Below are 24,160 nucleotides of genomic sequence, written 5' to 3' on the forward strand. Positions count from 1 at the left end.
ATGATAATGAAGAAGAACAGCGTGCTTGGTTATGATCTGAATGAAAAGTACTGTCAGATCAGTTATTATGATGAAGGAAAAGAAGAACCGGAGACGATGGAAACAGCGGCAGATAATTATCAGATTCCTCTGGTACTCGGATATTATAAAGAGCGTTGGGTGTACGGAAAAGAGGCAAAAAGACTTGCGGCAGTCGGGGAAGGAGAGATCATAACCAGGCTGTTTGAAAGGGCGGTCCGTCGGCAGAAGGTTCAGGTGGGAGAGCGTGTACATGATGCTGTCTGGCTGCTGGCAAAGTTTATCAGCCTGACGCTGGCTGAATTTGAAAATATCCGGTATCTGACATTTTCCGTACCGTTTACGAATGTGGATATGTCAAAGATGCTGAAGGGAATCGGACGTCATATCGGTGTTCCGAAGGAACGTGTATGTGTGCAGGATTATAAAGAAAGTTTCTGTCAGTATATGTTCTATCAGCCGAAGGAACTATGGCAGTACGAATCAGCTCTGTTTTTCTGTGATGCAAAAGAGATCCGTGCATACATGCTCAGAAGACTGAATGCGGTGAACGGAAAGGGAAGAGATCTGTTTGTAACTGTAGATGAAGTTGCAAATGCGCGTATGAAGGAGCTGGCAGCGATTTATCCGGTCCTAAATGTTGATAAGGCGAAGGATGCAGATGAAAAATTCAAGACTTTTATTCAGGGAGTGTTTGACAAGAAGGTGGTATCTTCTGTGTATCTGACGGGAGAAGGATTTGAGAACAACTGGTACCCGAATTCTCTGAAGGTATTGTGCAACGGAAGAAGAGCGTTTATCGGAAATAATCTGTACAGTAAGGGCGCCTGCTATACATCTATGCGTAAGTGTCTGGAATATGATGACGGTCCGGTGTATCTTGATGAGACCAAGATGACAGAGCAGATCTGTCTTCGGATGCGCATCAGAGGGCAGGAAGGCTGGTATCCGATCGTATCGTGGGGGACACACTGGTATGATGCAGACGGACAGTGGGATGTGATTCTGGAGGATACTTCCGATATTGAGATTCATATTGAGACTCTTGCGGGAGAGGAACTTCAGGTGGAGACGGTCTCTCTGGCGGAACTTCCGGAGAGAAGAGATTATTCGCTTCGGCTGCAGATCGAAGTAATGTTTATGGATGAGCGTACCTGTAAACTGATTTTTAAAGATACTGGATTTGGTGAGTTCTATCCTTCATCCGGTTTTCAGACCGAAAAGGTGTTACATTTAGGAGGAATCAATGGGCAGTTTAATTCTATGTCATAGGAAGCGGGCCAAACGACCTTTTGAAATATCAAGAGTGCATATGAGAATCTATACGATAGAGGAATTATGCTACTATATATGCAACAATCTGTATCTGATAGATTATACGATCGTCAACAACCGGCTGTGCAGCTGGATCGGGGATGAACTGGAGCTTGTGGATCTGGAAGAGCAGCTCAGAGAAAAGCTGAGAAACAATTGTTCCATGGAGGATTTTATCCTTACGATCCTTCGTGAATCCAACATCTATGCCGCGGCGGACATTCACAAAATACAGAATATACTGGAGCATCTTCAGAATCAGAAGGATGTGGAAAAAACAAAATACAAGGCGGACAGCCTGCAGAACAGCGGTGAATATGAGACGGCGATTCTGGTGTACCAGTCAATCATCTATAAAGACTGGGATGAATCTGTAGATAAGAAGTTTTATGGTCAGGTATACGCCTGTATGGGTGCTGCATATGGACATCAGTTTTTGTATGAAGAAGCGGCGCGGGCTTACTATGAGGCATATCGGATCTGTGAACAGCCGGAGATGTTGAAAGCCTATCTGTACTGCTGTTATCGTTATCTTCCGGAGAATGAGTATGTAAAGATGCTTTCCGGTAATCCGGTCTATCTCAGTATGGGAACGATTATAAAAGATGAGATCAGGAAGACGCAGAAGAAGGTGAAAGCAGATCTTTCTGAGGAAACCTGTAACCAGTGGAAAAAGGAGTACCGCAGGATTGACAAAAGCAGGGAAATATGCTAATATAACAGAGCGTTTTAGTATGGTAAAGTAGTCAATTGCTAATATAATAAAAGAGTGGCGAGTGACCGTATACTAATCGGAGGACAGGAGGAAGCAATTATGAAAAAGAGATTAGCCTTAATCCTCGCTCTGGCGATGATGGCAACGACAGTTTTTGTGGGATGTGGTAGCAAGGAAGAAAATGCAGACGCTGATGCAGATGCTGAAAAGACAGAAGAGAGCACAGCTGTAGAAAATGATGACGAGACACTGGTTGTAGGTTTTGATGCCGCATTCCCGCCATATGGTTACAAAGACGACAATGGCGAGTATGTTGGATTTGATCTTGATCTGGCACAGGAAGTATGTGACAGAAATGGATGGGAACTGGTAAAACAGCCGATTGACTGGGATTCTAAAGATATGGAGATTGATTCTGAGACGATTGACTGTATCTGGAACGGATTTACAATGAATGGACGTGAGGATGATTATACATGGTCCGAACCTTATGTTGATAACAAGCAGGTGATTGTAGTCAGAACAGATTCCGGCATTAACAGCTTTGCAGATCTTGCAGGAAAACTGGTGGAAGTACAGACTGATTCTTCTGCACTTGCAGCTCTTCAGGAAGATCAGAAGGCACTGGCAGATACGTTTGGCAATCTGACAGAGATCGCAGAGTATAATACAGCATTTATGGATCTGGAGTCCGGTGCGTGCGATGCAATTGCAATGGATATCGGTGTTGCCAATTATCAGATCAGTTCCAGAGAGAATTCAGATGAATACATGATCCTTGAGGAAGTGATTTCTTCTGAACAGTATGGAATCGGTTTTAAAAAGGGTAATACAGAATTAAGAGATAAAGTACAGGCTACACTGGATGAAATGGCAGAAGATGGAACGATCGCAAAGATCGCAGAAAAGTATGCAGATTTTGGTGTGCCGGGAGCACTGTGTGTAGGAAAATAAGATAAGATGATATGGCGGAAGGGGGCCGGCCCCAGGAGGGGTACGGCTCTTTTCCGTTATTATTCATATATTTGGAGGATGACCGGATGGAATTAGGAACACTTATCAGGGAACTTTGCAGCGGAATGCTGGTTTCTCTGGAAATATTTGTATTAACACTTGTATTCTCGCTCCCGTTGGGACTTCTTGTGGCATTTGGCAGAATGTCAAAGATATCTCCGATCCGGTGGCTTACAAAAATATATATATCAATCATGCGTGGTACTCCGCTTATGCTGCAGCTTATGGTTGTATATTTCGGACCTTATTACATCTTTGGAATCCGTATTTCGAGTGGTTACCGTTTGACTGCTGTCCTGATTGGATTTGCAATCAATTATGCGGCGTATTTTGCGGAGATATACAGAGGCGGAATTGAGGCAATCCCGACAGGTCAGTATGAAGCAGCCAGAGTTCTTGGATATTCAAAGGCGCAGACTTTTTTCAGGATCATCTTTCCGCAGGTAATCAAGCACATTCTTCCGCCGGTGACAAATGAAGTAATTACGCTTGTCAAAGATACTTCTCTTGCTTTTGTATTGGCGGTGACGGAAATGTTTACAATGGCGAAACAGATTGCAGCGGCACAGACTTCGATGGTTCCTTATATTGCGGCGGGGATCTTTTACTACGTATTGAATCTGATCGTTGCCATTGCCATGGAAGCGCTGGAAAAGAAGCTGGATTACTATCGTTAGGAGGAATGAGCATGAGTCTGTTAGAGATGAAAAATCTCAAGAAGAGCTTTAACGGAGTGGAAGTGTTAAAGGACATTTCCCTTACGGTAGAAAAAGGGGAGGTGCTTGGCATTATCGGGCCGTCCGGTTCGGGCAAATCCACACTTCTTCGCTGTGCTACCGGGCTCGAGACTGCAGATGGCGGTGAGATCAGGTATGAAGGAACTTATGGACTGGTGTTCCAGAATTTTAATCTGTTTCCGCATTATTCAGTGATGAAAAATATTACAGATGCACCAATCAAGGTACAGAAGCGTGCAAAAGAGGAAGTATATCAGGAGGCACGGGTACTGCTTCGTAAGATGGGACTGGAAGACAAGGAAAATGCCTACCCGTATCAGCTGTCCGGAGGACAGCAGCAGAGAGTGTCGATTGCAAGAGCGCTTGCGATGAATCCAGATATCCTGTTTTTCGATGAGCCGACTTCTGCTCTGGATCCGGAGCTGACAGGGGAGATTCTGAAAGTAATCCGTGAGCTTGCGCTGGAACATATGACGATGGTAATCGTTACGCATGAAATGAACTTTGCGAAAAATGTATCGGATCATATCATCTTTATGGATGATGGATATATTGCTGTTCAGGGTACGCCGGAAGAGGTGTTCTGTTCTTCCAATGAGCGAATGAAAGAGTTTCTCGGGAAGTTTATTGACTAATGAATAGGGGCTATTTATTAGAGACACTAATAAATGTCCTGCAGAAAAATAATGTATCAGGATAAATACAAGGCAGAAGGGAATATTGCTTTTCCTTCTGCCTTGTATTATACTGTTATCGAAAGAGGTTTACCGTCATAAGACGGAAAACATTTTCATATCTGATACACTACTTTCGGATACTGAAAAAAGAAGGAGTCTGCATTTATGAGTGAGTTTGAAAAGATAACAACAGGTATGGGAGAGGAATGCGGAGTATTTGGCGCCTATGATATGGACGGAGGTGACGTTGCACCTTCTATATATTATGGGCTTTTTGCGTTGCAGCACAGAGGACAGGAAAGCTGTGGAATTGCTGTGACGGACACTTATGGAGAGAGGAAGATCCATTCCAGGAAGGGGCTTGGGCTGGTGAATGAAGTTTTTGATGAAGAGTCTCTCCAGAATCTGACGGGTAATCTTGGAGTAGGACATGTGCGTTATTCGACTGCAGGAGGTTCCAGAGCAGAAAATGCGATGCCGCTGGTTATTAATTATGTGAAAGGCGTACTTGCAATTGCGCATAACGGTAACCTGACGAATGCAATTGAACTTCGGCACGAACTGGAATACACTGGGGCTATATTCCAGACAACGATTGATTCCGAGGTGATTGCATATCACATTGCAAGAGAACGTCTGAATGTGAAAAAGGCGGAAGATGCTGTGAAAAACGCCATGAAAAAGATCAAAGGTGCATATGCACTGGTTGTCACATCTCCGAGAAAGATGATCGGGGCAAGAGATCCGTTCGGATTGAAACCTTTATGTATCGGAAAGCGCGATAATACTTATTTTCTGGCATCGGAAAGCTGCGCGATCTCTGCAGTCGGCGGGGAATTTGTGCGCGATGTTGAACCGGGCGAGATCGTAAGTTTTACCAAGCATGGAATCAAGTCTGATATGTCGATGGCGATCAGTCCGAAAAAACAGGCGAGATGTATCTTTGAGTACATCTATTTTGCAAGAACCGACAGTACAATCGACAATGTCAATGTGTACCATTCCAGAATTCTTGCGGGAAATGCTCTCGCGGAATCCTATCCGGTGGAGGCAGATCTTGTTGTGGGTGTTCCGGATTCCGGTCTGGTGGCGGCAAAAGGATATTCTGAGAAATCCGGTATTCCGTACGGGATGGCATTTCACAAGAACAGTTATGTGGGAAGAACCTTTATTAAGCCGAAACAGAGTCAGAGAGAAAGCAGTGTCAAGATTAAGCTGAATGTGATTGAAGAAGTAGTCAGGGGTAAGCGTATCGTTATGGTAGATGATTCGATTGTACGTGGTACGACCTGTGCCAACATCATTAAGATGCTGAAAAAAGCAGGTGCAAAAGAGGTACATGTAAGAATCAGTTCACCTCCGTTCCTGTATCCGTGTTATTTTGGAACAGATGTGCCGTCAAACGAACAGCTGATTGCCCACTCTCATACAACAGAAGAGATTCGCGAGATGATCGGTGCGGATTCCCTGGGGTATATGGAAATCGAAAAACTGAAAGACATGGTGGGAGATCTGGGATATTGTGATGCATGTTTCACGGGGGATTATCCGATGGAAGTCCCGGGAAAAGATATCTCACTGGCTTTTGAGTAAAATGTGATGATAAGGAGAAGAATATGAGTAACGATAAGTACACAAGTCCACTTTCTGAACGATATGCAAGTAAGGAGATGCAATACATCTTTTCTCCGGAAAAGAAATTCCGTACATGGAGAAAATTATGGATTGCGCTTGCTGAAACGGAGAAAGAGCTTGGACTTCCGATCACGGATGAACAGATTGCAGAATTAAAAGAACATGCAGATGATATTAACTTTGAGGTGGCAAAAGAAAGAGAAAAAGTGGTACGTCACGATGTTATGTCTCATGTGTATGCATACGGACAGCAATGCCCGAAGGCAAAGGGAATTATCCATCTGGGGGCAACATCCTGTTACGTAGGGGACAATACGGATATGATTCTGATGTCAGAAGCTCTTGGGATTGTCAGAACAAAACTGGTGAATGTCATTGCAGAACTTGCAAAATTTGCAGATGAATATAAAGAACTGCCAACACTCGCATTTACACATTTTCAGCCTGCACAGCCAACGACAGTAGGAAAGCGTGCGACACTGTGGATGCAGGAGTTTATGATGGATCTGGAAGATCTTGACTATGTAAAAGGCAGTCTGAAGCTTCTGGGATCCAAAGGAACGACTGGTACGCAGGCAAGTTTTCTGGAATTGTTTGACGGTGATCAGGAGACGATTGATAAGATCGATCCGATGATCGCAAAGAAGATGGGATTCGAGATGTGTTATCCGGTATCCGGACAGACATATTCCCGTAAAGTGGACACCAGAGTCCTGAATGTGCTTGCTGGAATTGCGGCAAGTGCACACAAGTTCTCCAACGATATTCGTCTCCTTCAGCATCTGAAAGAGGTAGAGGAGCCGTTTGAAAAAACACAGATCGGATCTTCTGCTATGGCATATAAGAGAAATCCGATGAGAAGTGAGCGTATTGCTTCTCTGTCCAGATATGTAATGATCGATGCGCTGAATCCGGCGATCACATCTGCAACACAGTGGTTTGAAAGAACTCTGGATGATTCGGCAAATAAGCGTCTCAGTGTACCGGAAGGATTTCTGGCAATTGATGGTATTCTGGATCTGTGCCTGAATGTTGTAGATGGCCTGGTGGTTTATCCGAAGGTAATTGAAAAGCGTCTCATGTCAGAGCTTCCGTTCATGGCAACGGAGAATATTATGATGGATGCCGTGAAGGCTGGTGGAGACAGACAGGAACTTCACGAGAGAATCCGTGAACTTTCCATGGAAGCAGGACGTAATGTAAAGGAAAAGGGTCTTGACAATAATCTGCTGGAATTGATTGCGGAGGATCCGGCATTTAATCTGTCAATTGATGAACTCCGGAAGACAATGGATCCGTCAAAATATGTCGGACGGGCGCCGCTTCAGGTGGAAGCATACCTGAAAAATGTGGTAAATCCGGTTCTGGAAGCTAATAAAGACGTTCTCGGAGTAAAAGCTGAGATTAACGTGTAACGCTGGGAAAATAAAATATTTTGTTTATAATTGCTTTGGGCGAAAATCTTTTGATTTTCGCCTTTTTTGATAAAAAAGAACGGAAAATCAACTGGAATTATATATAATTTGCGGAAAAACAATGAAAAAAACATCAAATCGTTGTGAATATTGAATAAAATGAAGAAAAATGTTATTATAGATGAAAAGAATTTTGTTATTCAAAAAATCTATTACAACAGAAAAGGGGGACGTGTTGTGGAAGCAGTATTGAACAACATATTTTCAACAATTGGCAGTTACATGTCAAACTACGTACTGATCATAGCTCTTCTTGGTGGTGGTATCTGGTTTTCTGTAAAACTGGGATTCATCCAGGTAAGAGGCTTTGGCGAAGGTATGAGAAGAACTTTTGGAGGTCTTTTCAGTAAAAAAGACAAGGCAGGAGCGGACGGAATGTCTTCTTTCCAGGCACTTGCAACGGCGATCGCGGCTCAGGTTGGTACCGGTAATATCGCAGGTGCGGCAACTGCGCTTGCAATTGGAGGCCCGGGAGCAATCTTCTGGATGTGGATCGCAGCTTTTCTTGGAATGGCTACCATCTATGCTGAGGCAATTATGGCACAGAAGTATAAACAGGTAGGCGACGACGGTGTCGTTACGGGTGGTCCTGTATACTACATCAGAGCAGCATTTAAGGGCGGATTCGGAAAAGCGCTTGCAGCAATCTTTGCAGTGCTGATCGTATTGGCACTTGGATTCATGGGGAATGCTGTACAGTCCAACTCTATTGCAGCTGCATTCCATAAAGCATTCGGTATCCCACAGTGGGTAATGGGACTGTTTGTAGCGGTAGTTGCTTTATTTGTATTCCTTGGCGGTATGGAACGTATTGCTAAGATTACAGAGCTGATCGTGCCGATTATGGCAGCGTTCTATATTCTTGGATCTCTGATTGTTATTTTTTATAACTTTAAGGAAATTCCATACGCATTTTATTCTATCGTTGTTGGAGCGTTTGCTCCGGCATCCATTGCAGGTGGTGCGGCCGGTGCTACCGTGAAACTTGCATTGACAAAAGGTGTTGCACGTGGTCTGTTCTCCAATGAAGCAGGTATGGGTTCCACACCTCATGCACATGCAGTGGCAAAGGTAGATCACCCGGTAGAGCAGGGGTTCGTAGCTATGACAGGTGTGTTTATTGATACATTTGTAATCCTGAACCTTACGGCACTTGTAATCATTACAACACATTCTATTCCGACAGGTCTGACCGGTGCAGAACTCAGTCAGTATGCATTCTCAACACTGTATGGAAAGGGTGGAGATATTTTCATTGCTGTATGTATGCTGTTCTTCGCATTTTCTACGATCATCGGATGGTACTTCTTCGGACAGGCGAACGTAAAATATCTGTTTGGAGCAAAAGCGGTTAAGATTTATTCTGTAATTGTTGCAGTCTGTGTATTCCTTGGATCTCTCGCAGAGGTTGAACTGGTATGGACAATGCAGGATACATTTAACTCATTGATGGTTATCCCGAACATTCTTGCTCTGTTTGCACTTAGCAGTGTGATCAAGAAGGTTCATGATGATTATTTTCAGAATTTTTCGAAGAAGAAAAAATAAGAAAAATAGCAAGTGAATAGAAAAAAGTAAATAGGCAAAATAGATAAAAACTATACATATAATTTATGCAATCTGCCTAAAATATTTTTAATCGTTTTTTGCTGTTGAAATTGATTTAACGATAGGTTATTATAGGTTTAGACAATGAAACTTATAAAAAAGTTCTATAAGTTAATATGAAAAGCGGGTTGATGTTTCTCAAGAGAGAGTTGATTTTTCGGCCGCCGAAGAGGCAAGCCTGTCATATGCTGGTGATCATATGCAGTGTGAAACTTTCAGGCAAAAGGACTGGGAAACGGACCGTATTCTGAATCTTGTGCTGTGTGAGAGGCTTCGCTGGAACACACTTAGTATCAGGGCAAAAGACAGGAAAGGACGATTTAAACATCTAGCCGTGTTTAAAGCGTCCTTTTTTTAAACAAGGGAAACTGAAAGGAGTAAGTGGATCAAATGAGTCGGAAAAGTTATATGATCTTAACCAATAATCCACTGGTTTTAGAAAAGCTGAAGGACACGCACAATGTGATATACAAAGATATTTCATATGAAGAACTTCTGAAAGAAGTAAGAGACAGAATTCACGAGGGTCACTTGCTTTTATCACATCCTTTGTCGGGAAGTGTAAAGCCTAATGAAACACCATATAAGTCAGTGATGATATCAGAACGAAAGGAGGAGATGGATTCAAGGTCGCTTTCATTGATTGAAAATGCCCTTCAGGCCTGCCGGAAGTTTGAGGATAAATCTGGCAGATATGAAGCAAAAGTATATGAAGATTTTCAATTAATTGACTGGACTTTGCTTGAAAGTGGACTGGCATCGGCAGATGTCTGGTAGTCATTTCGGAGAGGTTGTTAAAGTATTGCAGCTTTAGACAATAAAATGAATCTTTTTTTGAAGGAGGGAACTACAAGTGAGATTAGAAATGGGACACATTTACATTAAGGATATTCAGTTCGCATCTGAATCAAAGATCGAAGACGGAATCCTCTATGTATCCGAAGAGGCTGTGAAAGCCGTTGCTCTTGAAGATGAGCATATTAAGAGCGTATCATTTGATATTGCAAAACCAGGAGAGTCTGTAAGAATTACACCTGTAAAGGACGTTATCGAACCACGTGTGAAAGTTGAAGGAAGAGGGGGAGTCTTCCCGGGAGTTATCGCAAAGGTTGATACAGTAGGTGAAGGAAAGACTTATGCATTAAAGGGAATGGCTGTTGTTACAGCTGGTAAGATCGTTGGATTCCAGGAAGGTATTATCGATATGACAGGTCCTGGAGCTGATTACACACCATTTTCCAAAACATTAAACCTGGTTATGGTATGTGAGCCGGTTGACGGAATTAAACAGCATGATTATGAAAAAGCAGTTCGTTTTGCAGGATTCAGAGTTGCAGTTTATCTTGGGGAATTAGCTCGTAACCTGACACCTGATGAGACAAAAGTATATGAAACATGCACGATCAAAGAAGGTATGGAAAAATATCCGGATCTTCCGAGAGTTGCTTATGTTCAGATGCTTCAGAGTCAGGGATTATTACATGACACATATGTATACGGCGTAGATGCCAAGAAGATTGTTCCTACAATCTTAAGTCCAACAGAGATCATGGACGGTGCAATCGTATCCGGTAACTGTGTGTCTGCATGTGATAAGAATCCAACTTATGTACATGAGAATAATCCGGTTGTTCACGATCTGTTTGAACAGCACGGAAAAACTCTTAACTTTGTATGCCAGATTATTACAAACGAGAACGTATATCTTGCAGATAAGATGCGTTCTTCCGACTGGACAGCAAAACTTTGCAAGATGTTAGATCTTGATGGCGTTATCGTATCTCAGGAAGGATTTGGTAACCCGGATACAGACCTTATCATGAACTGCAAGAAGATTGAAGCAGAAGGTGTTAAGACAGTTATCATCACTGATGAGTATGCCGGACGTGACGGAAAGTCTCAGTCTCTGGCTGACTCTGATCCGGCTGCTGATGCTGTTGTTACAGGCGGAAATGCAAACCAGGTAATTATCCTGCCGAAACTTGACAAGGTAATTGGAACACTGGATTATGTAAACAAAATTGCAGGTGCCAGCGAAGAGACACTTCGTGAAGACGGAAGTCTGGAAGTTGAGCTTCAGGTACTTACAGGTGCTACTAATGAGACAGGTTTCAACAAACTGAGCGCAAGATAGGAAGGGAGGATAAGAATCATGGCAAAAATTAAAGTTGTTCATTACATCAATCAGTTCTTTGCACAGATTGGTGGAGAAGAAAAAGCAGATTATCCGGCAGAACTTCGTGTAGGCGAGGTTGTTGGACCGGGTATGGCATTGACACAGAATTTTAAAGATGAAGCAGAGATTATTGCAACAATCATTTGTGGTGACTCTTACTTCAACGAAAATCTGGAGAAAGCGAAAGCTGATATCCTTGCTATGGTAAAAGAGCAGGCTCCGGATGTATTTATCGCAGGACCGGCGTTTAATGCAGGCCGTTATGGTGTTGCTTGTGGTACAATCGCTGCAGCAGTTCAGGAAGAACTTGGAATTCCGGCTGTAACAGGTATGTACGTAGAAAACCCGGGTGCTGATATGTTCAAAAACCAGGTATATACGGTTTCTACAAAGAACAGTGCAGCAGGTATGAGAGATGCAGTTAAGAAGCTGGCTCCTCTTGCAGTAAAACTTGCTAAGGGTGAGAAGATCGGTGCATCTTGTGAAGAAGGTTATATGCCGAATGGTGTTCGTGTAAACTTCTTTGAAAAAGAAAGAGGTTCTCAGAGAGCGGTTAAGATGCTTATTAAGAAGTTAAATGATAAGCCGTTTGAGACAGAGTTCCCGATGCCTGACTTCGACAGAGTAGAACCAAATCCGGCTGTAAAAGATCTGGCACATGCTAAGATCGCGCTGGTTACATCTGGTGGTATCGTACCAAAAGGAAATCCGGATCACATTGAAAGTTCCAGTGCTTCTCACTATGGAGAATATGATATCGCAGGAGTTATGGATCTGACAGAAGAAACCTATGAGACAGCTCATGGTGGATACGATCCGGTATATGCAAATGAAGACTCTGACCGTGTACTTCCGGTTGACGTTCTTCGTGACATGGAAAAAGAAGGAGTTATTGGTGAATTACATCACCTGTTCTATACAACAGTTGGTAATGGTACAGCTGTAGCATCTTCTAAAGCATTTGCAGCTGAGTTCTCTCAGAAACTGAAAGCAGACGGTGTTGATGCTGTAATCCTCACTTCTACCTGAGGTACCTGTACTCGTTGCGGTGCAACGATGGTTAAGGAAGTTGAGAGAGCAGGAATCCCTGTTGTACACATTTGTACAGTAACTCCAATTTCTATGACAGTAGGTGCTAACAGAATCGTTCCGGCTATCGCTATTCCTCATCCGCTTGGAAATCCGGCTCTGGATAAAGCTGAGGAAAAAGCACTTCGTCGTAAGATCGTTGAGAAGGCTCTGAACGCTCTGACAACAGAAGTAGACGGACAGACGATTTTTGAGTAGACGTGTTGAATACTTAGACGAAAAGGAGAATAACGCAAAATGAGCAAGATTTATGACGTTATTGTCCTGGGTGCAGGTCCTGCTGGTTTAGCAGCAGGACTGTACGCAGGAAGAAGCCGTCTTTCTGTTCTGATCATTGAAAAAGGACAGGACGGCGGACAGATCGCAATTACAGATGAGATTGAAAACTATCCGGGACAGATCGTAGAAGGCGAGTCCGGACCGTCTCTGATTGCGAGAATGACACAGCAGGCAGAAAAATTTGGCGCAGAACGTGTATCTGATACGATCACAGAAGTATCTCTTGAAGGCGAGATCAAAGTTCTTAAGAGTGCAAAAGCTGAGTATCAGGGAAGAAACGTGATCATCGCTACCGGAGCTCATGCAAGACCGATCGGATGTAAAGGAGAAGCAGAGTTCACAGGTAAAGGTGTATCTTACTGTGCAACATGTGATGCAAACTTCTTTGAAGACTTTGAAGTATACGTTGTAGGTGGCGGAGATTCCGCAGTAGAAGAAGCAATGTATCTGACCAAGTTCGCAAGAAAAGTTACGATCATTCACAGACGTAACGAACTGCGTGCAGCAAAATCCATTCAGGAAAAAGCATTTAAGAATCCAAAACTGAACTTCATGTGGGATTCCGTAGTAGAAGAAGTAGGCGGAGATGATATTCTTCAGTGGATGAAAGTGAAGAATGTAAAGACCGGCGAAGTTACTACAGTAGAAGCAGATGAAGATGACGGAATGTTCGGAGTATTCGGATTTATCGGAACCATCCCGAACAGCAAACCATTCGAAGGAATCATTGATATGGATGAGCGTGGATACATCAAGACAGATGAAGACATGCACACTAACATTCCTGGCGTATACGCAGCAGGTGATGTACGTATCAAGAGCCTGAGACAGGTTGTTACTGCAGCAGCTGACGGAGCAATCGCAGCAGTTCAGGTAGAAAGAAGCATGTCTGACTACTTCTAAAAAATGCACGAAAGCGAAAGCTTAAAAATATATTTCACAAGGAGGAACATACCAATGTTAGATGTAGATAAGCACACATTTGAAGAAGAAGTGTTAAAAGCAGAAGGTTATGTATTCGTAGATTTTTACGGTGACGGATGTGTACCATGCCAGGCTCTGATGCCAAAGGTACATGAATTCGCTGACACATACGGAGATAAGTTAAAATTCACATCTCTGAATACAACAAAGGCTCGTCGTCTTGCAATCGGACAGAAAGTTCTCGGACTTCCTGTTATGGCAATCTACAAAGACGGAGAGAAAGTAGAAGAACTGGTGAAAGATGATTGTACACCAGAATCTATTGAAGCAATGATTAAGAAGTATATCTAATCGGAGCATCGTGAGTGCGTAAACAGCCACAAGGCTTTTACGGGAATGTAATATCTGCCGCTTTAAGCGTGCACACTCGCTGGAATTCTATTATCGTTTGTCCCGGCGAGTATAAACATTTCTACAAATAATAATAAAATAGAAGGGAAAAGGAAGGAGGAAACACGTCATGGCAATATTAGAAGGAAAAAAAGTCGTTATCATTGGCGACCGTGATGGTGTTCCAGGACCGGCAATCGCAGAGTGCGTAAAGACTGCTGGTGGAGAAGTTGTATTCTCTTCCACAGAGTGCTTCGTCTGAACGAGCGCTGGTGCAATGGATCTTGAGAATCAGAAGAGGGTTAAAGAATTCGCAGAGGAGTATGGTCCGGAGAACTTGGTAGTAGTTCTTGGAGCAGCTGAAGGCGAAGGTGCTGGTCTTGCAGCAGAGACTGTAACAGCAGGTGACCCGACATTCGCAGGTCCATTGACAGGGGTCCAGCTTGGACTCACGGTATATCACGTATGTGAAGAAGAACTGAAAGAGGAATTTGATCCGGATGTTTACGATGAGCAGGTAGGCATGATGGAAATGGTTCTTGATCTTGACGACATTGCTGGAGAAATGTCAGCAATTCGTGATGATTTCTGCAAGTTTTTATAAGAAGGGTTTGAGATCGTTTCATCCCACATTTTACGAAACGGTGAGGTAAACACTTACCTCGCCGTTTCGTTCTATAACAAAGTATGCAGGGCAGGCTGCAGATGATGCAGGCTGTCAGTATTGCACATATCGCTGAGGCATGTCAGATGATGACACATTCCTGTAAACAACAGTTAGTTATTTTGAAATGATTTAGAAAAGAAGAAAGGTGGATACTCACAATGAACAGTGTAATCAAAGGCGCAAGCTATGTACTTGCACATACTCCACAGATGGTATTTTATAATGGAACAACACAGACAACAGAAAAGGTTGTCAATCCTGAGTCTGAATATTTGAAAGCAATCGACAGTCACCTTCGTTCTTACGAAGAGGCTGTAAGTTACTGGCCAAACCAGGTATATATCGGAAATGCTCATCCGGATGAATTAGCAGAAGTTGCATTCCCTTATTATGATAAGGCAAAAGAGGGTGCAGAAAGATACGGAAAATACGGCGAGATCATGCCGGAGGAAGAATTCCTGATTCTTGCACAGACTGTAGACGTATTCGAAGTTGTAAAGCTGGACAAGGAATTTGTAGCAGCTCATAAGGATGCGTTTGCAGCAGATCCGATCATCACAGAGGATATCGTTGCAAAAGTTGAGGAAGGTATCGATGCAGAAGAGATCGCAAGACTGGTAAACGAAGAGCATGCAGAAGGTCTTTACCATGCAGGAAAACTTGTTGGATGTATCAAGAGAGCACATGATATCGATGTAAACCTGTCCGCACATGTTATGCATGAGAATATCATGAGTAAGGCTACCAGCGTTCTTGCATTATTATACGGTGTAAGAAATGCAGGAATCGACAAGGCAGACGTAGAGTATGTCATCGACTGTGCAGAAGAGGCATGTGGTGATATGAACCAGAGAGGCGGCGGAAACTTTGCAAAAGCAGCAGCAGAGATCGCAGGCCTTGTAAATGCAACCGGATCAGATACCCGTGGATTCTGTGCAGGACCATCTCATGCCCTGATCGAGGCAGCATCCCTGGTAAAAGCCGGAACCTACAAATGTGTAGCAGTGACAGCCGGAGGATGTACCGCAAAATTAGGTATGAACGGAAAAGACCATATCAAGAAAGATATGCCGATCCTGGAAGACTGCCTGGGCGGTTTCTGTGTGATCATCGCTGAGAACGACGGAGAGAATCCGGAGATCAACCTTGACATTGTAGGACGCCATACCGTAGGAACAGGTTCTGCACCACAGAACGTAATCGGAAGTCTGGTAGCAGATCCGCTGGAGAAAAACGGAATGAAGCTGACTGATATTGACAAGTTCTCACCGGAAATGCAGAATCCGGATATCACAAAACCGGCAGGAGCAGGAGATGTACCGCTTGCAAACTACAAGATGATCGGAGCACTTGCAGTTAAGAGAGGCGAGTTAGACAGAAAAGAACTTGCAAACTTCACGAAAGATCATGGTCTGACCGGATGGGCACCGACGCAGGGACACATTCCTTCAGGTGTACCATACATCGGATTTGCAAGAGAAGATATCCTTGCAGGAAAGATCAAGAATGCAATGATCATCGGAAAAGGAAGTCTGTTCCTTGGACGTATGACCAACCTGTTTGACGGATGTTCTTTCGTGATCCAGGCAAACACAGGAGCAGAGGATAACAGCGGAGTATCCGAAGAAGAAGTAAAAGGACTGATCGCAAAAGCTATGAAAGATTTCGCTGCATCATTGCTGGCAGAATAGAGAGGTGAACAAAGATGGCAAATGGAATTGAAAAAATGATTGCCGACACCTTTATGGAAATGGCTCAGGGATTGGAAACAGGAAGCTTCGGGAAGAGACCGAAGATCGCACTTACCGGAATGGGAAGTGAACATGGAGAAGAGAACTCCATGGCAGCTGCAGTAGAGGCAGCAAGAGACGGGATCGATGTCTATTATATCGGAACCTTAGAGGCAGAAGGCGTAACGACTGTGAAAGTGGCAAATGATGAAGAAGGCCACGACAAGATGGAAGAGATGCTGAAAAACGGGGAAGTAGATGCAGCAGTAACGATGCATTTCCCGTTCCCGATCGGAGTATCAACGGTAGGACGCTGTGTGACACCTGCCAAGGGAAAAGAAATGTACATCGCCAATACGACGGGAACCTCCAGTACTGATCGTATTGAAGGAATGATCAAGAATGCCATCTACGGAATCATCACAGCAAAGGCATGCGGAAACGCAGCACCGAGCGTAGGAATTCTGAACGTAGACGGAGCACGTCAGACGGAAAAGGCATTAAAGCAGTTAAAAGAGCAGGGATATGATATCACATTTGCAGAGTCTGCAAGAGCAGACGGCGGATGCGTCATGAGAGGAAATGACGTACTTCAGGCATCACCGGATATCATGGTAACAGATTCCCTGACAGGAAATATCCTGGTTAAGATGCTCTCTTCCGCAAATACAGGCGGAAGCTTCGAGGCAACAGGCTATGGCTATGGTCCCGGAATCGGCGAGGGATATGAGCAGTTAGTTATGATCGTATCCAGAGCAAGCGGAGCACCGGTCATTGCCAATGCGATCCGCTATGCGGCACAGCTGGTAAGAGGAAAAGTCTTTGAAGTAGCAAAGGCAGAATTTGCAGCAGTGAATAAAGCAGGACTGAAGGATATCCTGGGTGCATTAAAAGCAGCTCAGAAACCGGCTGCAGCAGAAGAGGATGTAAAAGAACCACCGAAGGAGATCGTAACAGCTCAGATTCCTGGAATCGAGGTTATGGATCTGGAAGATGCGGTAAAAGCATTGTGGAAGATCAACATCTACGCAGAGAGCGGAATGGGATGTACAGGCCCGATCATCCGTGTATCGGATGCAAATCTTGCAAAAGCTGAAGAAGAGCTTAAGAAAGCAGGATATATTCAGTAATTTCAGAGCCTGAGGGCAACGGAAAAAGATCATAATTCAGAGGAAGTGGCGTCGAAATGTGTCGAGATGCCACTTCCTTTTGTATAATCCTTACTTTATAATGAGAAAAGTAGGGAGGTGCAAAGATGGAAGAAGCGTTGCGTATAGATACAATACAGAAAACGATTTGTCGGATGTGTTACATTATCATGTGGATGATGGCAGGAATCTTTTTCTTTTATGAAATCAGTACATTTGCAGCATGTCCGGACTTAAGCCGGCATTTGAGTATGAAAATACAGGATGAAGCAACCTGTCGTGGCATTGATATGTCGGTTCTTCATACCACCTCAGATATCAGGAATATATCTGAAAAAGCGAGGAATATGGCTGCTATACAGCAGGAAAAGATGAAAAATACTGTGCAGGAAACTCCAGAAGCAGAGAGGATACGAGAAACGACCGAAATGGTGAAAACACTGGAAATACCGGTGATTCGGGACGAAGAAATACCGGATGTTTCGGGGAATGAACCGGCTTACATTGAAAGTATACCGGATTTGATTCCGGATGATCTTCCACAGATGGAGATGCCGGGTGCAGAGATAGAGATCAGAGGATTCCTGATCAATGCAGATGGATATATCACGGGATATACAGATTCTGTTTCTGTAACAGATGGTGTTCTTGTGATCCCGAGTGATGAAAGATGCACCGGGATTCGAAAATCAGCGTTGGAAGGGCTGGAATCCATGATTTTTGAAATCTATATTCCTGAAAATATTACAGAGATTGAAGCGGAGACGTTTGAACATCTGCATGAGCTGATGTATATAGAAGTAGCTGCAGATAATCCTGTTTATATCAGTGAACGTGGAGTATTGTATACGAAAAACGGTGAGCTGATTACTTTTCCAAAGGGAAGATATTAAGAGAGAGGCAGTAGAGACTGTCGCAGCAGATACTGCGGTGGTCTTTGTTTTCGTATATAAATACAATTTAATTTCCTAAAATTCTCTGTTATTCTCCGATTTCTGGTGATATAATGGATGAAATTGAGCAAAGCAGAGGGAGCAGACATGAAGATTCGGCAGATAACAGATAATAAAAAATTATATATGGACCTGTTGCTGTTGGCTGATCCACAGGAAAATATGATCGATGCATATCTGGATCAGGGAGAAATGTTTCTTCTTGAAGAAAACGGAGAAGCAAAGACGGTTGCAGTAGTCATGCTTTATAAAAACCGGAAGTGTGAACTGAAGAATATTGCAACTGTCGAGACACAGCAGGGCAAGGGATATGGAAAGTATATGATACATTTTCTGTGTGAGCACTACAGCAGTCTGTGCGATATGATGTACGTCGGTACGGGAAACACCAGAAAAAACATTGGATTTTATGAAAAATGCGGATTCGAAAATTCACATATTGTGATAGATTATTTTGTGAAAAATTACAGGGAACCGATCTATGATGAGGGTGTGCGGCTTACAGATATGATCTATCTGAAAAAAAGGCTGGAATCGGAGGTGGATGTGAAAAAGGTTGTGGATCTGGCACTGGAGGCAGGAAGGATTCTGTTGAAAAACGGCGCAGAGATCTTTCGTGTGGAAGAGACGATCACCAGGATCTGCCATCGTTTTCATGTAGAGCATATCGATGTGTTTATGCTCAGTCACGGTATATTTGTCAGTGCAGAAAATGGAATGGAAGAGACATATACAAAGGTAAAGCCAATTCCGTTATCGGCATCTCATCTTGGAATCGTTGCGGAAGTAAATGCGCTTTCCAGAGAGATTGAAGCTGGTCATATGGGAATTGATGAGGCATCTGAAAAGTTAAAAGAAATTGATAAGATGCCTTCTAAAAATGGATATTTTCAGATTGTTGCTGCGGGAATCGCGAGTGGAACGTTTGGATATATGCTGGGTGCAACGGAATCTGAGAGTATGATGGCCTTTTTTATCGGCTGTATTCTGTATGTATGGGTTCTGTTCAGTAAAAAGCACGGATTGTCCAAGATGATTGTAAATATAGCAGGTGGAGTTATCATCACCACTCTTGCAATATGCTTCAGGCATCTGGCTCATATGGAGGAACTGCGGATTGACGGAATGATCATCGGAGGAATCATGCCTCTGGTCCCGGGACTGGCTTTCGTGAATGCAATCCGGGATATTGCGGACAGTGATTTTTTGTCCGGAACCGTGCGTATGATAGATGCGATTCTGGTATTTGTTTACATTGCGATCGGGGTGGGAGTGACACTCAGCATCTATAATAATATGATAGGGGGATTATTGCCATGATCCGTGAATTAATCGTGAATGTTCTCTGCTCCTTTTCTGGGACGATTGCGTATGCTGTCTTATATAATGTTCCGAAAAAATATTATGCATGCTGTGGAATGACCGGGGCAGCCGGGTGGCTGGTATACAAAGCACTGGTACAGGGAATATCACCGGTAATTGCATCTTTCTTCGGTACTCTTGTCGTGGTGTTGATCTCACGTATGCTGACGGTGCGTATGAAATGTCCGATTACTATATTTCTGGTATCCGGTATCTTTCCGCTGGTTCCCGGAGCGGGGGTATATTATACTGCATATTATCTGGTCACAAATCAGCTTTCCCTTGCTGCAATGAAGGGAATCGAATCCGTCAAGATTGCCTTTGCAATTGTATTTGGAATCGTATGTATTGTTTCTATTCCAAGGGAAGTGTTTCAGATGGGATACTGGAAGCAAAGAAGATGGAGAAAAGGTTGATGCATGTATGGCGATTGTGCTACAATATAAGAATAGACGGATAAAATTATAAAAGAATTAGGAGATATTAATTACAATGAGTAAAGTAAGAACAAGATTTGCACCAAGCCCTACAGGAAGAATGCATGTAGGAAACTTAAGAACTGCGCTTTATGCGTATTTGATAGCAAAGCATGAAAATGGCGACTTTATGTTAAGAATAGAAGATACGGATCAGGAAAGATTCGTGGAAGGGGCTCTGGAGATCATCTACCACACACTGGCAGAGACCGGACTGATCCATGATGAGGGTCCGGACAAGGACGGAGGCGTCGGCCCTTATGTACAGAGTGAGCGTAATGCTTCCGGATTATATCTGAAGTACGCGAAGCAGCTGATCGAACAGGGGGATGCGTATTATTGTTTCTGTGATAAGGAGCGTCTGGAATCCCTGAAGAACAAAGTGTCTGATGAAGACGGCGGAACAGAGATCGTGGTATATGACAAGCATTGTCTGGGACTGAGCAAGGAAGAAGTAAAAGCTAATCTTGCGGCAGGAAAACCATATGTTATCCGTTTTAATATGCCGACAGAGGGAACAACGACATTCCATGATGAGATCTATGGAGACATCTCTGTACCGAATGCAGAACTTGACGACCTGATTCTGATCAAATCTGACGGATATCCGACTTATAATTTTGCCAATGTAATTGACGATCATCTGATGGGAATTACACACGTTGTACGTGGCAATGAATATCTGTCTTCAGCACCAAAGTACAATAAGATCTATGAAGCCTTCGGATGGGAAGTTCCGGTATATGTACATTGTCCGTTGATTACAGACGAAAATCACAAAAAGCTGAGCAAACGCTGCGGCCATTCTTCTTACGAAGATCTGATCGATCAGGGATTCGTGACAGAGGCAGTGGTGAATTATGTTGCACTTCTTGGCTGGTGTCCGACCGGCAACCAGGAGATCTTCTCTCTGGAAGAACTGGTGAAAGAATTTGATTATCGCCATATGAGCAAGTCTCCGGCTGTGTTTGATATTGTAAAACTGAAATGGATGAATGGAGAATATCTGAAGAAGATGGATTTTGATCAGTTCTATGAAAGGGCAGAATCCTATATCAGAGAAGTGGTTACAAAAGATTATGATCTGAAGAAGATCGCAGCACTTGTAAAGACGAGAATTGAGATCTTCCCGGATATCAAAGAACAGATTGACTTCTTCGAAGAGCTTCCGGAGTATGATACAGCTATGTATTGTCACAAAAAGATGAAGACCAATGAGGAGAATTCTCTGAAAGTGCTTCAGGATGTTCTTCCTCTTCTGGAAGCGCAGGAGGATTTCAGTAACGATGCTCTGTTTGCACTGTTGAAAGGGTATGTTGATGAAGCTGGTGTTAAGACCGGATTTGTTATGTGGCCGGTCAGAACAGCTGTTTCCGGAAAACAGAATACACCTGGCGGGGCAACAGAGATTATGGAGATCCTAGGAAAAGAAGAATCCATAAGACGTATTAAAAAAGGTATTGAATTATTAAATAAGTAAGGGGAATCTGATGAGTCTGAATCAAGCGCAGGCTGAGGCGGTCGCCCACAAAGAAGGACCATGTATGGTCCTTGCCGGTCCCGGTTCCGGGAAAACTCTTACCATAGCAAAGAGAATTGAATATCTGATTACAAAGTATAAGGTAAGACCAGAAGAAATTCTGGTCATTACCTTTACTAAGTATGCGGCAAAAGAGATGAAGGAGAGAACCAGAAGAGTATGTGGCAAACCGGCATATTCGGTTACCTTTGGTACTTTTCATGGAATCTATTATGGTATCCTGAAATGGGCCTATCGACTGAACCAGACGAATCTTCTGACAGAAGAGGAGAAGTATACGTTGATCCGTCAGCTGATATCTCAGATGGATTGGGAGGAGATTCCGGCTGCTGATGAAGAAAAAGATTATCTGCAGGATCTGGCCGTGGAGATTGGCAATGTAAAGAATAATTGTCTTAATATTATGGAATATGATTCTTTGAAATATGGGAAAGAACGGTTTCGTGAGCTGTATCAGTCTTATGAATATGAAAAACGAAAACAGAAAAAGATTGATTTTGAAGACATGCTGGTAATGTGCCGGGATCTGTTCAGGAGCAGACCGGATATTCTGGAAAAATGGCAGAAAAAGTTCCGTTATATCCTGGTGGATGAGTTCCAGGATGTCAATCAGGCACAGTATGATGTGGTGCGGATGCTGGCGGCACCTGAGAATAATCTGTTTGTGGTGGGGGATGATGATCAGTCGGTATATGGGTTTCGAGGAGCAAAGCCCGGAATCATGATGGAATTTGTGAAGGATTATCCGGATGCCAGGCAGATTCTGCTGAATGTGAATTACAGATCTACCGGTTATATTGTCAAAGGAGCTTTGAAGGTAATCGGGCATAACAAGGCAAGATTTGCGAAAGAGATTATTGCGGAAAAAAAGCCGGATGAAACGGTCCACGTTCAGGAAGTGAAAGATCCGATGGAAGAAAGCAGATATGTGATCGACAAGATCCGGGAATATACAGAAAGGGGAATTTCGTATTCACAGATTGCGGTCCTTTATCGTACAAATCTGGATGCAAGAGCATTGTCAGAGGTTCTGATGGAATACCAGATTCCATTTACGATGAAAGAATATCTGAACAATATTTATGATCATTTTATCGGAGTGGATATCAGCAGCTACTTTCATCTGTCACAGGGAGAGTATGACAGAAAATATTTTCTCCAGATTGCTAACAGGCCAAAGAGATATATCAGCAGAGAATGCCTGAACGAGAAAAAGGTGAGTTATGAATCTATCCGGAACTTCTATTGTGATAAGGAATGGATGATGGACCGGATCGATCAGCTGGAATGGGATATGAAGATGATCCGGAATAAGACTCCGTATGCGGCGATTCAATATATCAGAAAAAGTATGGGATATGATGAATTTTTGAAGGAATATGCAGCGTACCGGAAGATACCGGAAGAAGATCTGATGGCAGTCATTCATGAGATTCAGCAGAATTCCAGAGAGTATCAGACCATTTCAGATTGGTTCGCGCATGTGGAGAGATACCGGGAGATGTTAAAACTACAAAATCAGAAACGGGAAAGCACAGATGGTGTTGCGCTTATGACGATGCACAGCGCAAAAGGTCTGGAATATGATACGGTTTTTATGATTGAGAGCAATGAAGGAAGTACTCCGTATCGGAAAGCAAGGTCCGAAGAAGAGATCGAAGAGGAGCGCCGCCTGTTTTATGTGGCGATGACCAGGGCAAAGAGAAAACTGATCATCAGCTATGTAAAAGAAAAAAACGGGAAAGATATGAATCCCTCCCGTTTTGTTGATGAACTACTCCTCGTCTGAATCTTCCAGTTCCAGTGTATCCATCCATTCGTCGAAAGCATCAGCGGCAGCCTCATACTCAGCGTCGTCTTCGATGTTGCCGAGTTCCGGTTCGCCGTTTTCATCTTCGCTGTAACGATAGAGGTAGATGTCACTGTCAGCATCAAATTCCATATTGTCATCCAGTGGAACAAGTGCAATATATTCTTTCCCGCCTGCTTCGAATACAGTGAGGATTGCACACTGGATTACTTCGTCATTGTCAAGGGTCAGCTCAATTGTTACATATCCGTCATTATCGATTGTTTCATTCATAGCCGCATTCTCCTTTTCTATATCACTATAGGCATTTGTTAAATGCCGCAACCCATTGATTTTACTGGGTTTTCTCGCTGTTTATATATAAATTTTCTCTCCACTCATGGTAAAATATAAGTAACCACACAAACATCCCACACACGAGAG

General features: G+C 43.3%; 22 protein-coding genes and 1 riboswitch. Of the genes, 21 read left to right on the forward strand and 1 reads right to left on the reverse strand.

All coding sequences use genetic code 11. From position 1 onward, the window contains the following. Nucleotides 1-6 precede the first annotated feature (6 nt). From ABE547_RS09585 to ABE547_RS09685, 21 genes are all read left to right on the forward strand, one after another. A complete protein-coding gene (locus tag ABE547_RS09585; protein ID WP_347378559.1) occupies nt 7-1,290 on the forward strand; it encodes a DUF5716 family protein in 1,284 nt (427 codons plus the stop codon). Further along, nucleotides 1,265-2,047 carry a hypothetical protein gene (locus ABE547_RS09590; RefSeq protein WP_347378560.1) on the forward strand — a complete coding sequence of 261 codons (783 nt, stop codon included), beginning with the start codon at nt 1,265-1,267 and terminating at the stop codon, nt 2,045-2,047. The genes ABE547_RS09585 and ABE547_RS09590 overlap by 26 nt, the downstream gene beginning before the upstream one ends. Before the next feature lie 99 nt (nt 2,048-2,146). Continuing rightward, entirely contained in the window at nt 2,147-3,001 is an 855-nt protein-coding gene (locus tag ABE547_RS09595; protein ID WP_347378561.1) for an amino acid ABC transporter substrate-binding protein, read from the forward strand. 86 nt (nt 3,002-3,087) lie between these two features. Next, nucleotides 3,088-3,738, forward strand: a complete 651-nt coding sequence (locus ABE547_RS09600) for an amino acid ABC transporter permease (RefSeq protein ID WP_347378562.1) — start codon at nt 3,088-3,090, stop codon at nt 3,736-3,738. Nucleotides 3,739-3,749: 11 nt separating this feature from the next. After that, entirely contained in the window at nt 3,750-4,433 is a 684-nt protein-coding gene (locus tag ABE547_RS09605; protein ID WP_347378563.1) for an amino acid ABC transporter ATP-binding protein, read from the forward strand. Between the two features lie 207 nt (nt 4,434-4,640). Further along, entirely contained in the window at nt 4,641-6,068 is a 1,428-nt protein-coding gene (gene purF, locus ABE547_RS09610) for an amidophosphoribosyltransferase (RefSeq protein ID WP_347378564.1), read from the forward strand. Nucleotides 6,069-6,091: 23 nt separating this feature from the next. Further along, nucleotides 6,092-7,525, forward strand: coding sequence for an adenylosuccinate lyase (gene purB, locus ABE547_RS09615; RefSeq protein WP_347378565.1), 1,434 nt, complete (start codon nt 6,092-6,094; stop codon nt 7,523-7,525). A gap of 282 nt (nt 7,526-7,807) precedes the next feature. Beyond that, nucleotides 7,808-9,133 carry an alanine/glycine:cation symporter family protein gene (locus ABE547_RS09620; protein WP_347378582.1) on the forward strand — a complete coding sequence of 442 codons (1,326 nt, stop codon included), beginning with the start codon at nt 7,808-7,810 and terminating at the stop codon, nt 9,131-9,133. 189 nt (nt 9,134-9,322) lie between these two features. Further along, nucleotides 9,323-9,434: riboswitch (glycine riboswitch) on the forward strand. Nucleotides 9,435-9,583: 149 nt separating this feature from the next. Further along, nucleotides 9,584-9,970 (forward strand): GrdX family protein, encoded by a 387-nt coding sequence (locus tag ABE547_RS09625; protein ID WP_347378566.1) that lies wholly within the window; start codon nt 9,584-9,586, stop codon nt 9,968-9,970. A gap of 76 nt (nt 9,971-10,046) precedes the next feature. Then, nucleotides 10,047-11,327, forward strand: coding sequence for a glycine/sarcosine/betaine reductase component B subunit (locus ABE547_RS09630; RefSeq protein WP_347378567.1), 1,281 nt, complete (start codon nt 10,047-10,049; stop codon nt 11,325-11,327). Nucleotides 11,328-11,345: 18 nt separating this feature from the next. After that, nucleotides 11,346-12,656: a glycine reductase complex selenoprotein B gene (grdB, locus tag ABE547_RS09635; protein ID WP_347378568.1), complete on the forward strand. Its 1,311-nt coding sequence runs from the start codon at nt 11,346-11,348 to the stop codon at nt 12,654-12,656. Between the two features lie 39 nt (nt 12,657-12,695). Next, the gene (gene trxB / locus ABE547_RS09640; RefSeq protein WP_347378569.1) at nt 12,696-13,640 is read left to right on the forward strand and encodes a thioredoxin-disulfide reductase; all 945 of its coding nucleotides are present in this window, start codon (nt 12,696-12,698) and stop codon (nt 13,638-13,640) included. A gap of 54 nt (nt 13,641-13,694) precedes the next feature. Beyond that, nucleotides 13,695-14,012, forward strand: a complete 318-nt coding sequence (locus tag ABE547_RS09645; protein WP_235248194.1) for a thioredoxin family protein — start codon at nt 13,695-13,697, stop codon at nt 14,010-14,012. A gap of 169 nt (nt 14,013-14,181) precedes the next feature. Beyond that, the gene (gene grdA / locus ABE547_RS09650; protein ID WP_235248192.1) at nt 14,182-14,655 is read left to right on the forward strand and encodes a glycine/sarcosine/betaine reductase complex selenoprotein A; all 474 of its coding nucleotides are present in this window, start codon (nt 14,182-14,184) and stop codon (nt 14,653-14,655) included. A 221-nt stretch (nt 14,656-14,876) separates the two neighbouring features. Then, nucleotides 14,877-16,409, forward strand: a complete 1,533-nt coding sequence (grdC, locus tag ABE547_RS09655; RefSeq protein ID WP_347378570.1) for a glycine/sarcosine/betaine reductase complex component C subunit beta — start codon at nt 14,877-14,879, stop codon at nt 16,407-16,409. Nucleotides 16,410-16,423: 14 nt separating this feature from the next. Continuing rightward, nucleotides 16,424-17,578, forward strand: coding sequence for a glycine/sarcosine/betaine reductase complex component C subunit alpha (gene grdD, locus ABE547_RS09660; protein WP_347378571.1), 1,155 nt, complete (start codon nt 16,424-16,426; stop codon nt 17,576-17,578). 125 nt (nt 17,579-17,703) lie between these two features. After that, nucleotides 17,704-18,489 (forward strand): hypothetical protein, encoded by a 786-nt coding sequence (locus ABE547_RS09665; RefSeq protein ID WP_347378572.1) that lies wholly within the window; start codon nt 17,704-17,706, stop codon nt 18,487-18,489. A 117-nt stretch (nt 18,490-18,606) separates the two neighbouring features. Beyond that, a complete protein-coding gene (locus ABE547_RS09670) occupies nt 18,607-19,869 on the forward strand; it encodes a GNAT family N-acetyltransferase (RefSeq protein ID WP_347378573.1) in 1,263 nt (420 codons plus the stop codon). Next, nucleotides 19,866-20,327 carry a threonine/serine exporter family protein gene (locus ABE547_RS09675; protein ID WP_347378574.1) on the forward strand — a complete coding sequence of 154 codons (462 nt, stop codon included), beginning with the start codon at nt 19,866-19,868 and terminating at the stop codon, nt 20,325-20,327. Before ABE547_RS09670 ends, ABE547_RS09675 begins: the two co-directional genes overlap by 4 nt. A gap of 76 nt (nt 20,328-20,403) precedes the next feature. Next, nucleotides 20,404-21,867: a glutamate--tRNA ligase gene (gene gltX, locus ABE547_RS09680; protein WP_347378575.1), complete on the forward strand. Its 1,464-nt coding sequence runs from the start codon at nt 20,404-20,406 to the stop codon at nt 21,865-21,867. Nucleotides 21,868-21,877: 10 nt separating this feature from the next. Continuing rightward, on the forward strand, nt 21,878-23,716 hold the full coding sequence (locus ABE547_RS09685; RefSeq protein WP_347378576.1) for an ATP-dependent helicase: 1,839 nt from the start codon (nt 21,878-21,880) through the stop codon (nt 23,714-23,716). Here the strand turns inward: ABE547_RS09685 and ABE547_RS09690 are convergent. Continuing rightward, complete coding sequence (locus tag ABE547_RS09690; protein ID WP_347378577.1) at nt 23,702-24,010, reverse strand: DUF1292 domain-containing protein; 309 nt, start codon at nt 24,008-24,010, stop codon at nt 23,702-23,704. The two genes, ABE547_RS09685 and ABE547_RS09690, sit on opposite strands and share 15 nt — an antisense overlap. Between the last annotated feature and the right edge of the window lie 150 nt (nt 24,011-24,160).

The organism is Dorea sp. YH-dor226, from assembly GCF_039832105.1.
Classification (GTDB): Bacteria; Bacillota; Clostridia; order Lachnospirales; family Lachnospiraceae; genus Dorea_A.